The sequence below is a fragment of the Noviherbaspirillum denitrificans genome, assembly GCF_002211445.1.
Lineage (GTDB): Bacteria > Pseudomonadota > Gammaproteobacteria > Burkholderiales > Burkholderiaceae_D > Noviherbaspirillum > Noviherbaspirillum denitrificans.
The window spans coordinates 1249630-1261093 of record NZ_LSTO01000001.1 but is presented as its reverse complement, the minus strand read 5'-3'; the positions used below and the strand labels follow the sequence as shown (position 1 = coordinate 1261093).

The window sequence follows — 11464 nt, the reverse complement described above, 5'->3', positions numbered from 1 at the left end:
CATCGGCTGCGAATAGGGCGGCCGCATTTCTTCCATCCTGATCAACGTGCCGGGCGATGCCGCCGCCATCATGACTGCAATGGACGGCTATCCGATGGCGAAGAAAGGCCTGGGCGGCGTCGCCTTGTCGATCTCCGCGTGGAGCTCTTTCGTCGGCTCGATGATCGCCACCGCCGGCCTCGCCATCTGCACGCCCATCCTCGCGAAATGGGCGCTCGCCTTCGGCCCGGCGGAATACTTCGCACTCATGGTGTTCGCCTTCGCCTGCCTGACCGGCCTGATCGGCGACCAGCCGGTGAAAGCGCTGATTGCGACGCTGGTCGGCCTGTCGCTGGCGACCGTCGGCGTCGATGCCAATTCCGGCGTCTATCGCTTCACCTTCGACTCGGTGCACCTGACCGACGGCATCCAGTTCATCGTCGTGGTGATCGGCCTGTTCTCGATCAGCGAACTGCTGCTGATGCTGGAAGAGGCGGCGCATTCGACGGCGATTCCGGAAACCGGCCGCAACATGTTCAACATGAAGGAACTGGCCTACACCTGGTGGGGCACGGTGCGTTCTTCCCTGGTCGGCTTCGTGGTCGGCGTATTGCCGGGCGCGGGCGCGACCGTGGCCAGCGCGATCACCTACTCGATGGAAAAGCGCTTGACCGACAAGGAAGGCACCTTCGGCACCGGCGACATCCGCGGCGTGGCCGCGCCGGAAGCGGCGAACAACTCCGCCGCCAACGGTTCCTTCGTGCCGATGCTCACGCTCGGCGTGCCGGGTTCTGGCACGACCGCGGTGATGATGGGCGCGCTTACGCTCTACAACATCACGCCGGGACCCGCGCTGTTCGAGCAGCAGCCCACGCTGGTGTGGGGCCTGATCGCATCGATGTTCGTCGGTAACGTGATCCTGCTGTTCATGAACATCCCGATGGTCGGCATCTTTACGCGCATGCTCAAGGTGCCCAACTGGGCGCTCGTGCCCGGCATCCTCGCGGTCAGCACGGTGGGCGTGTATGCGGTGCATGCGACGACCTTCGACCTGGTCCTGATGTCAGCGCTCGGCATCGTCGGCTACGTGCTGCGCAAGTGCGAGGTGCCGATGGCGCCGCTGATCCTCGGCTTCGTGCTGGGGGAGATGATGGAGCAGAACCTGCGCCGCGCGCTGTCGATCACCAATGGCGACATCGGCATCCTGTGGGAGAGCCCGATTTCGCTGGCATTGTGGATTTGTGCCGCGGCAATGGTCACGGTGCCGCTGCTGATGAAGGCGCTGGCGCGGCGCCGCCGAAGCGATACGCTGCAGGCTGCTTGAATTAAGATTTGCAGTTGGTCTTTGCCCGCTCGATGAGCGGGCTTTTTTTATTTCACGGTGCTGTCTCAGGCCGCCTTTTCCAGCGCCGGATAATCGATATACCCCACCGGCCCCGGCGTATAGAACGTCTGCGGGTTCGGCACATTCAGCGGCGCATTCAGCTTCAGGCGCTGCACCAGGTCCGGGTTGGCGATATACAGGCGGCCGAAGGCCACCGCATCCGCGCGGCCGGACTCGACCGCATCGATCGCCATGTCGCGGTTGTAGCCGTTGTTGGCGATGTAGGTGCCCTTGAACGCCTTGCGCGCCCATGCGAAATCGAAGCCCGGTACATCGCGCGGACCACCGGTGGCGCCTTCAATGAAATGGATGAAGGCGATACCGCGTGCATTCAACTGTTCCACCAGGTAGCCGAAGACCGCTTGCGGATCGGTGTCGGAGAGGTCGTTCGCCGGCGTCACCGGGGACAGGCGGATGCCGACGCGGCCGGCGCCGATTTCGGCGATCACCGCATCCACCACCTCGAGCGCGAAACGCGCGCGATTTTCGATGGAGCCGCCGTATTCGTCGGTGCGCTTGTTGGCGCCGTTGCGCAGGAACTGGTCGATCAGGTAGCCGTTGGCGCCGTGGATCTCGACACCGTCGAAGCCGGCGCGGATCGCGTTGGCGGCGCCGCGGCGGTACTCGCTGACCACTTGCCGGATGTCTTCGATGCTCAGCTCGCGTGGCTGCGGCGCTTCGACCTTGCCGTCACGCGTGTAGGCGATGACATTCGGCTTCACCGCCGACGGGGCAACCGGTTGCGCGCCGCCGATCAGTCCCGGATGGGTGACGCGGCCGACGTGCCAGATCTGCGCCACGATCTTCGAGCCGGCTTCGTGCACGGCGCGTGTGATCGGTTTCCAGCCTTCGACCTGCGCATCCGAGTAGATGCCCGGCGTGGCCATGTAACCCTTGCCGACCGGCGATACCTGCGTGCCTTCGCTGATGATCAGGCCGGCGTTGCTGCGCTGGCGGTAATACTCGATGTTCATCGCGCTGCCGGGCACGTCGCCGGCCGGTTCATCGGCGCGGCTGCGGGTGAGCGGCGCCATCACGATGCGGTTCGCGACCTCGATGTCGCCGATGCGGGTGGACTGGAAGAGTTTGTGTGCTGTCATGGTGTCGGTTCCGATCTGGTTGAAGGGGAGCATGGGAAGAAATTATGGCTATTCCCCGCAGAATGAAATAGGCATCACGGGCGATATAATTTATTCCGAACAGGAATGAATGAGGGCAATATGGACAGGCTGCGCTTGATGGAAACCTTCGTGCGGGTGGTGGAGACCGGCAGCTTCTCGGCGGTGGCGCGGGAAGGCCTGACGACCCAGTCGGCTGTCAGCAAGCAGGTGCAGGCGCTGGAAGCGCAATTGGGGGCGAAGCTGCTGGTGCGCTCCACCCGCAGCCATTCGCTGACCGAAGCCGGCAAGCTCTACTACGAGCGCTGCCGCCAGGTGCTGGATACGCTGGAAGAGGCGCGCATCGAGGTGCACCGCGCCGAGCACGAAATTTCCGGCGTGCTGCGCGTGGCGGCGCCGGTCAACTTCGGCCGCCTGCACATCGTGCCGCGCCTGCCGGATTTCTATGAACGCTATCCGCATATCCGGATCGATCTGCAGCTGGACGACAGCTTCGTCGACCTGGTGGCGGCCGGCGTCGATGTCGCCTTCCGCGTCGGCGAGCTGAAGGACAGCCGCCTCGTCGCGCGCCGCATCGGCACCGCCCATCGTGTTACGCTGGCGGCGCCGTCCTACCTCGCGCGGCACGGCGAGCCGAAGCATCCGCAAGACCTGGTCCATCACCAGTGCCTGATCTACTCCGGCCTCGTCAATCTCAACGAGTGGGTTTTCCAGCAGAAAGGCAAGCCCGACATCGCGGTGCGGGTCGGCGGCAATTTCCAGTCGAACAGTTCGGAGGCGATCCGGGAGGCGACCTGCGGCGGGCTGGGCATCAGCTATTCGCCGCAGTGGGTGTACGGCGACGATATCCGTGCGGGCCGGGTCAAGCCCATCCTGACCCGCTACAGCCTGCCGCCGCTGCCGTTGAATGTGGTATTCCAGCCGGCACGGCGGCCTTCGCTGAAGGTCAACCGCTTCGTCGCGCATTTCGCCGAGGCGTTCAGCAGGGATCCCGATATCGCGGAGATGCTCACCCCTCTCGACGAGGAGGGCGCGCTCAGGCAGCGACCTTGAACCTGCCCACCATGTCGGCGAGGTGGGATGATTGTCCGCGCATCGCTTCGGTAGCCGCTGCCGCTTCCTCGACCAGTGCCGCATTCTGCTGGGTCGCCTGTTCCATTTGCGACACCGCCTGGTTGACCTGTTCGATGCCACGGCTCTGCTCGTCGGTGCCGGACGCGATCTCGGACACGAGGTCGCGCACCTGGCGGATGCTTGATACGACGCGTTGCATCGTCCCGCCCGCGTGTTCGACCAGCTTGCTGCCTTCGTCCACGCTGCTGACCGAATCGTTGATCAGGTCCTTGATCTCTTTCGCCGCCGCGGCGGAACGCTGTGCCAGCGTGCGCACCTCGCCGGCCACGACCGCGAAGCCACGGCCCTGTTCGCCGGCGCGCGCCGCTTCCACCGCCGCATTGAGCGCGAGGATGTTGGTCTGGAAAGCGATGCCGTCGATCACGCCGATGATGTCGACGATCTTCCGCGACGAGGCGTTGATCGCGCTCATCGTGTCGACCACCTGTCCCACGGCTTCGTTGCCCTGCTCGGCAATGGATGCGGCTTCGGCGGCGAGGCGATTCGCTTCGTTCGCGCTGTCCGCGGTGTGCCGCACGCCGGCCGTTAGTTGCTCCATTGACGACGCGGTTTCTTCCAGCGCGCTGGCTTGCGATTCGGTGCGCGAGGACAGGTCGCTGTTGCCGGCGGCAATCTGCACCGACGCGGTGGCGATGCTGTGCGTGCCCTGCCTGACTTCGGTCACGATGCTGCGCAGGCTGTCGTTCATCTCGCCCAGCGCGCGCAGCAGCGTGCCGGTCTCGTCCTGCGAGCGCGCTTCGATGCGGCCGGTCAGGTCGCCCGAAGCCACCGTTTGCGCAAACCCGGCTGCTTCGGCCAGCGGCCGCGCAATGCCGCGCGACAGGATGAGCGACAGGATCGCACCCGCTGCCAGCACTACGACGCCGAGCCCGATGAGGATGCCACGTCCGGTGGTTTCAGTCGCCTGCACGTCGGCATTGGCCTCTTCCAGCTTGCGCTTCTGGTAGCTCACCACTTCCGAAATGGATTGCACGTAGGCGTTCAGCGCCGGCACGAACTTGCTGTCGACCTGTTCCTTGATCGCGGCCGCATCGGCACCGTCCTGCTGCATCTTGAAGATGGCGCCGCGGGCATCGATGTAGGCCTTGCGCTTGCTCGCGACGTCATCGAGCAGGCGCTTGCCGTCCGCCTCGCCTATCAGCTGCTCCAGCTCTTGCTGGATCTTCGTGATGCCGGCGCTTTGCGCGGACATTTCGTCCTGGAACAGCTTGCGGCTGGCCGGTTCGGTGGAGCGTGCGGCGGCCAGCGCCCGCGTGGCATTAACCGCGGTTCCCTGCAGCCATTCCCGCGCCAGCCTTTCCTTGCCAGCAAAGCCAGCCATCGCGCCGGTGGCGGTGGCGACGCGGTTCATTTGCCAGAGTCCGATGGCTGTCATCACGGCGGCAAGGGCAAGCACGAACGTAAATCCGGCGATCAGTTTCGTGCGGATGGTCATGTTGCGGATCATACAGTCCCCCATTTTCATATCGATTGCGCTTGCACCGCGGGTTTGTGGCGGGCGGTCTCCGTCGGGGTAACGGCGGACAAGGCGGAGTGCGCGGGCTGCCACGTGGGTAACCCGGTCCGGCGACTCGTACCGAGGGCAAGCAGAAGCGTTATTTCTTCGCCGGAAGGTAAAGTCTAATACGGATATTTAATGCCGTACGGCAATTGTTGCGGCCAGCTGACGTGAATCAGCTGGCAATTGATGCATTGTCATTACAGGAAAGAAAGTCGCGCGCGTCAATGCCGCTGCATTGATGCCAGGAATACGGCACCGCAAATCAGGCCGCCGCCGAGCAGGGTGCGCAGTGACGGGACTTCGCCGAGCAGCATCCACGCGAGCGCGATGCCGTACACCGGCTCGAGTCCGAACACCACGCTCGTCGTTTGCGCGCGCAGATGCCGCAGGCTCGCCACCACGAGGCCCTGGCCGAGCGCGGTGAAGACGACGCCGAGCACAAGCAGTGCGAGCAGGTCGCCGCCGCCCAGCTGCCCCTGCCATTGCAACGCGAACGGCAGCGCGCACAGCGCCGCAAACCCCTGCTGGTAAAAGGAGATGGTCGCGGCCGCATACCGGCCGGCGATGGAGCGGCACAGCAGCGAGAGCACCGCATAGCTGAATGCCGACAGCATGCCCCACAGGAGGCCTTGCGTCAGGTGGTTGCCGAGGTCGAAGCTCGGCGTCACGAGCACCAGGCCCGCAGTGACGGCGACGGCAGTCAGGATGTCGCGCCGGTGGAGGCGTTCGCCGAACACCAGCGGTTCGAGGAAGGTCGTGAACAGCGGGAAGGTGGAAAACGCCAGCAGGCCGATGGCGACCGTCGACACCTGGATAGCCAGGAAAAAGGTGAACCAGTGAAACGCGAGGATGGCGCCGGACAGCGCGAGCAAGACGAGGTCTTTCGCGCTGGCGGGCCGCAGGCTGGCCTTCGTGACGAGCGCAAACAGCAGCAGCGCAATGCTGCCGAACACGGTGCGGCCGGCGGTCAGTACCGCAGGGCTGACGGCAAGCAGCTTGGCAAAGAGGCCTGCGCCTCCGGCGAGCAGTACGGCGAGATGGATCTGGGTGAGGCCGAGGCGGGGATTTTTCGCGGTGTCGGGCATTGGCGAAATGATATAACGGCCGCGCCTAAGCGCGGCCGTCCATGTCAGCCGCGATCGTCGAGGAACGCGCGCAGCTTCTCGGCGCGTGTCGGATGCCGCAGCTTGGCCATCGCCTTCATCTCGATCTGGCGCACGCGCTCGCGCGTGACCTCGAGCTGCTTGCCGATTTCTTCCAGCGTGTGGTCGCTGACGGTCTCGAGGCCGAAGCGCATGCGCAGCACCTTCTGCTCCTTCGGCGACAGGTCTTCCAGCACTTCGGAAATCGCGCGCTGCATGCCCGAATGCATGGCCAGCGCTTCCGGCGTGAGGTTGGCATCGTCGCTGATGAAGTCGCCCAGCATCGCATCGCCGTCGTCACCGGCCGGCGCATCCAGCGACGCCGGTTCCTTCGCGATGCGCAGCACTTCCTGCACGCGTTCCACGGTCAGCCCCATCTTCTCGGCGAGCGCCGCGGCGTCGGGCTCGGAGCCGGTGGCGGTGACGGTCTGGCGGATGATGCGGTTCATCTTGTTGATGGTCTCGATCATGTGCACCGGCACGCGGATGGTGCGCGCCTGGTCCGCGATCGCGCGCGAAATGCTCTGGCGCACCCACCACGTTGCGTAGGTCGAGAACTTGAAGCCTCGGCGGTATTCGTACTTTTCCACCGCGCGCAGCAGGCCGATGTTGCCTTCCTGGATCAGGTCCAGGAACTGCAGGCCGCGGTTCACGTATTTCTTGGCGATCGAAATCACGAGGCGCAGGTTGGCCTTGGTCAGGTCGCGCTTGGCGTCCATCGCGCGGCGCTCGCCGGCAAGCATGTGGCGGCCGATTTCGCGCAGGTCACGCAGCGGCACGCCGGCGCGCGTTTCGACTTCCGCCAGCTTGGCCTGCAATTCCTGCACTGCGTGGATACGGCGCTCGAGCGCGGGGCTGTACGGATAGGCGCAGTCGATTTCGCGCTGCATCCAGTCCATGTCCGTCTGGTTTTCGCCGAAGGTACGGATGAAACGGTCGCGCGGCATGCCGCACTGGTCGACGACGATGGCAGCCACCTGGCGTTCGAAGACGCGCACTTCATCCATCTGCTTGCGCACGACAGTGCACAGCTTCTCGACTGTCTTCGGCGTGAAGCGGATGCCCAGCATCGCCTGCGTAATGGCCTGCTGCGCGGCGGCGCGACCGGCGGCGTCGTTGCGCATGACTTCGGCCTGGCTGGCGATCAGCGCGAATTTCGCGAGCGACAGCGTGCGCACCTGCGCGAGCTGTTCGGCCGAGGGGCCGGCATCTTCGGACTCGGAGACGAGCTCGTCTTCCTCTTCGTCCATGTCGTCGATGTCGCCGTCTTCATCGGAAGCGGAGGCGGCCGGCGTCGTGTCCTCGAGTTCGATCAGGCCGTCGACTACATCGTCGACCGACAGCTGTTCCTTTTCGATCTTCTCCGCCAGCACCAGCAGTTCGGCCACGGCGGCCGGACTGGCCGAGATGGCGCCGATCATTTCCTGGCGGCCGTCTTCGATGCGGCGCGCGATCTCGACTTCGCCTTCGCGGGTCAGCAGCTGCGTGGTCGCCATTTCGCGCATGTACATGCGGACCGGGTCGGTGCTGCGGCCGTAATCCTCGTCGCCGGACAGCGCGGTCGCGGCAACCGCTTCCACTTCGTCGTCGCTCGCGCCGGACACCACGCGGTCGGACAGCAGGAGCAGCGCGTCGTCGGGCGCCTGGTCGACCACCGAGATGCCCATGTCGCCCATGGTCTGCATGATCTCGGCGATGGTGTCGCTGTCGAGGATGTCTTCGGGCAGCAGGTCGTTGACTTCCGCATGCGTCAGGTAACCGCGCTCCTTGCCCATCTTGATGAGCGTGGCGAGCTGCTTGCGGTGCTTGTCGATGCCTTCATCGGACTTTTTCGCGGATGACTTGCGTACCTTCGCCGCGCGCTGTTCCGCGTATTCGGCTGCATTCCATTCCGCAACTTCCTCGCTCTCGACCGACGGTCCGGACGGCTTGCGGCCGGGACGGGCGGCGGCGGGAGCGGGAGCAGGGACAGTGGGAGGGGTGCTTTCCACTACCGGAGCGGGTGCCGGAGCCGCGGCTTGCCTGATCACGGCAGCAGGCGCGGGCGCAGGCTTTTCCGCCGGCTTTTTCGCCAGCACGCGCACCTTGCCTTTTGCCGGCACGGTGGTTTCGGCCACGGGTTCAAGCGCCGGCTTTTCTTCCGCAGGCACCGGTTCGGGCGTCGACGGCGCCGCGAGGCGGGAGCGTTTTCTGATGACAACAGGAGCGGGCACTGGCGCGGCGGGCTGCACGGCAAATTCCGGCATGTCGTCCACGACGGGCGCGGTTTCCTCAACCGTCACGGTTTCCACTGCGGGTGCGGCTTCCGCAACAGGCGCTACGGCAAGTTCAACGGGTGCCGCCGGCTCCTGCACGGCCTCTTCCACCACAAGTGCCGATTCAGGCGCTGCCACCGCAACCGGCTCGGCCGACGATGTGCTGAACACGCGCGGACGCTTGCGGATCACGACGGGGCCCTGCGCGGGCGCTGCGCCGCTGCCGGGTTCGTCATCCGGCGGCAACGCAGCCGCGGGTGGCGCAGCCAGGCGCGAGCGGCGCACCACGATGGTCGGCGCACGGCCGATTTCGGCCTCGGACAGCGGATCGGGAGCGGATCCGGAAGCGGGCAAAGGGCTGTCTGCAACGGTCGCCGGCCTGGCAGGGCGGGCTGACAAGGTCAAAGTCTTCAGGTTCTTGTTCATCAATCAACATCTGGGCAGCCATGCTTTCCTCGCGGCACGCGGCATGACCCGCGCGCACTGTCCGGCAAGGGAGAATGGCATAACGACTATCTGCAACCGCCAAAGCGCGTTCCGCCACCTTGATGCTTGGATGGGCAACGGGATCGCAACCTTCGTGAGAGTGTATTTGGCTGGAAAAAACGGATTTTGCCGAAAGGCAAAAAGGAACGGGATTATATCGGACTTCCCGGTTCGGATCACTGATCGTCGCGCGAGGGGAAAAGTTCAAGCGATGTTGAAAGGGCTTGCGGAGAACCTGGCGGGCATGCTTGCCCGCCGGAGGATGTGTTGCTTTTGCTGCAGGTAATCGGCGTTATGCCGGGCACAACTCCTGGTCGTGCGCAGTCAGGCGTTCGACCGGTTCGCCCTGTTTGTCAAAGTCGATGCGTGCGACCCATTGGTCGTGCAGGCTTTGCAGCGGAACGATGCATTCGCCCGATACCATGCCGTGGTTGCGTGCCCAGCGGCGGATGTATTCGTCGGTGCTCCAGGTGCCGGGGGTGACTTTCGTACGGTGTGTTGCGTCGTTAGGCAAGATTTCCTCCATCAAGTCCATTCGATGTGGGGATGGCCGCGCGAAATACAAGGGAAAAATTTCGCTTCGGAAACGGTTCGCATCGCCAGTTTGAATATGCGCTTTTGACTACGGCGAGGACGTTTTGCTCCTTGCAATTTTCATGATCCAGTGCGCACCTATCACAAGACTTTGCCGAATGGCAAGAGGTTTTGTCGATTTTTTTTACAAGCGGTATCGCTGGATTTTCTTGATTTGACTCAAGTCGTTGAAAAGCAAAGATTATTTTTCTAGGCCTGCTATTTGCATATATCGACTGACTTTCAGTGGGGGAAATTATGAAAAAGTTAATTCACGTCTTGCCCGTCCTGGCCTCGGTACTATTTGTTGCTTCCGTTCAAGCAACGCCGACGCCGGTGACGCCGACGCCGATCACGAACACCGCAACGTGTACCCTTGACTCCGTTTCCATCACCAGCATGTACACCAGCGCCCCGCCGAATACTCCTGTGGGGCTGCCGCCAGGAGGGATCAACGCGACAAAATGCTTCGGCGTGATCGCCGGCAATGATGCCCAGAACGGCACCAATGCCCCTGATCCCAACCTCGGCTGGCTTGGCGACGGCCTGCTCAACGGCGGCTACCTGAAGGATGGTTACTATGTCGATCCGGGCTTCTTCCTGACCGACGGCTCGACCTTCCAGCCGTTGAAGGATCCCAACCTCGCGGTTGATCCGGGCTGGGTCATGCTTGGATCCAAGCAAGGTGTCGGAACGATGGACGGCTACACCATCCAGAACGGCGCTAACACGCTGAACATCAATGACGTGCTGACCTTCGACCTGAAGGCCGACGGTACCTGGACGCTGCTGATCAATCCGAACATCGTCTCCATCCTCGATTCGAAAGGCCTGTTCGATCGCAGCTACTTCGACCAGCTTGCCTTCGTGTTCAAGGCGGGTAGCGGCACTGCGAAAAAGGATGATGACAAGGAAGGCGGCTGGGCAATTTACGACTTCAACTTCAATACGCTGTTGAACTCGTTCCCCGGCGCATTCGACCTGACGGTTCCGTACTCCTTCAGCGGCAAGTGGAATACCGACGACCTTGGCGGCAAGGATATTTCCCATTACAGCATCTGGGCGCGCGACCCGCTCGAGACCACCAATGTGCCGCTGCCGGGCACGGTCTTCCTGATGGGCATCGGCCTGCTGGCACTTGGCTTCATGCGCCGCAAGGCAAGCTGACGTCAGTCGTTTCCACTGAAAGCATGGGCCGGCAATCGCCGGCCCTTTTTTGTCCGGCTCCCGATCAGAACTTGTGCCGGATTCCCACGTTGAACTCCCTGTCCCCGCTGCCGTCACCCACCTTGGTCGTGTAGACCAGCGTGTTCTTGTTGTCGATCTTCACGTACGAGGTGTACAGGTTGGTCCGCTTCGACAGCGCATAGGTATAGGCCAGTCCCACCATGTTCGCGTCGTTGTTGGTCGCGGCCTTGTCGTTCTTGTGGATGTAGGTCGCCATCACCGTATGCGGACCGAAGGGGAATTGCGCGCCGACCAGTGCGGCATCGCGGTCGAGCGCACCCAGCCCCTTTTCAACCTGGTAGCCGAGGATTGCCTTTGCCGGCCCGAAGTCGTAGCGGCCGATCAGCACCGAATTCTTCGTCGAGTCCGTGTCGGCGGCGTTGCGCCCGTCGTGGTGCGCCAGCTTGATGACGGCCGGCCCGTTGGCATAGACGAGCGAGCCGCCCAGTGTCCTGCTGGCGGAATTGTTGCCCGCGACTTCGCCAAAGCCCCAGGCGATGTCCGCGGTGAGGCCGCCGAAGGTCGGCGTGGTGTACTTCAGCGTATTGTCTGTGCGCACCGTGCGGCGCAGCAGGTTGAAGGCGCCACCGGTGATGCCGTCGAGCGGATCGAGGCTGTCGATGGCCGCCCAGTGCGGGCCGTACTGGCGTCCGGCGGCGAGCGAG

8 protein-coding genes and 1 pseudogene are annotated in these 11464 nt (G+C 63.7%); 3 read left to right on the top strand and 6 right to left on the bottom strand.

Annotated elements, in window-relative coordinates:
* Positions 1-16: 16 nt before the first annotated feature.
* Positions 17-1303, top strand: a pseudogene (locus AYR66_RS06295) (tripartite tricarboxylate transporter permease); the annotation flags it as partial.
* A gap of 65 nt (positions 1304-1368) precedes the next feature.
* Here AYR66_RS06295 and AYR66_RS06290 read toward each other — a convergent pair.
* Positions 1369-2463 carry an alkene reductase gene (locus tag AYR66_RS06290; protein WP_088709638.1) on the bottom strand — a complete coding sequence of 365 codons (1095 nt, stop codon included), beginning with the start codon at positions 2461-2463 and terminating at the stop codon, positions 1369-1371.
* A gap of 120 nt (positions 2464-2583) precedes the next feature.
* Between AYR66_RS06290 and AYR66_RS06285 the strand changes: the two genes are divergently transcribed.
* On the top strand, positions 2584-3534 hold the full coding sequence (locus tag AYR66_RS06285) for a LysR family transcriptional regulator (RefSeq protein WP_088709637.1): 951 nt from the start codon (positions 2584-2586) through the stop codon (positions 3532-3534).
* On the opposite strand, the gene AYR66_RS30360 is transcribed toward AYR66_RS06285, so the two are convergent.
* The 4 genes from AYR66_RS30360 to AYR66_RS06265 all read right to left on the bottom strand — a co-directional run bounded on the left by AYR66_RS30360 (position 3518) and on the right by AYR66_RS06265 (position 9513).
* Complete coding sequence (locus tag AYR66_RS30360) at positions 3518-5050, bottom strand: methyl-accepting chemotaxis protein (RefSeq protein WP_170942079.1); 1533 nt, start codon at positions 5048-5050, stop codon at positions 3518-3520. The genes AYR66_RS06285 and AYR66_RS30360 overlap by 17 nt on opposite strands.
* A 287-nt stretch (positions 5051-5337) precedes the next feature.
* Complete coding sequence (locus tag AYR66_RS06275) at positions 5338-6201, bottom strand: DMT family transporter (protein ID WP_088706810.1); 864 nt, start codon at positions 6199-6201, stop codon at positions 5338-5340.
* Positions 6202-6245: 44 nt separating this feature from the next.
* The gene (gene rpoD, locus AYR66_RS06270) at positions 6246-8939 is read right to left on the bottom strand and encodes an RNA polymerase sigma factor RpoD (RefSeq protein WP_088706809.1); all 2694 of its coding nucleotides are present in this window, start codon (positions 8937-8939) and stop codon (positions 6246-6248) included.
* 352 nt (positions 8940-9291) lie between these two features.
* Positions 9292-9513, bottom strand: a complete 222-nt coding sequence (locus AYR66_RS06265) for a hypothetical protein (protein ID WP_141104032.1) — start codon at positions 9511-9513, stop codon at positions 9292-9294.
* Positions 9514-9830: 317 nt separating this feature from the next.
* Here AYR66_RS06265 and AYR66_RS06260 point away from each other — a divergent pair, with 317 nt between their 5' ends.
* A complete protein-coding gene (locus tag AYR66_RS06260) occupies positions 9831-10739 on the top strand; it encodes a PEP-CTERM sorting domain-containing protein (protein ID WP_088706807.1) in 909 nt (302 codons plus the stop codon).
* Positions 10740-10803: 64 nt separating this feature from the next.
* On the opposite strand, the gene AYR66_RS29380 is transcribed toward AYR66_RS06260, so the two are convergent.
* The coding region (locus AYR66_RS29380; RefSeq protein ID WP_206047080.1) for a porin at positions 10804-11464 on the bottom strand (661 nt) is incomplete at its 5' end.

Coding starts and splice junctions, on each gene's coding strand:
- AYR66_RS06260 (WP_088706807.1), top strand. CDS start 9,831: ATGAAAAAGTTAATTCACGTCTTGCCCGTCCTGGCCTCGGTACTATTT.
- rpoD (WP_088706809.1), bottom strand. CDS start 8,939: ATGAACAAGAACCTGAAGACTTTGACCTTGTCAGCCCGCCCTGCCAGG.
- AYR66_RS06290 (WP_088709638.1), bottom strand. CDS start 2,463: ATGACAGCACACAAACTCTTCCAGTCCACCCGCATCGGCGACATCGAG.
- AYR66_RS06285 (WP_088709637.1), top strand. CDS start 2,584: ATGGACAGGCTGCGCTTGATGGAAACCTTCGTGCGGGTGGTGGAGACC.
- AYR66_RS30360 (WP_170942079.1), bottom strand. CDS start 5,050: ATGACCATCCGCACGAAACTGATCGCCGGATTTACGTTCGTGCTTGCC.
- AYR66_RS06275 (WP_088706810.1), bottom strand. CDS start 6,201: ATGCCCGACACCGCGAAAAATCCCCGCCTCGGCCTCACCCAGATCCAT.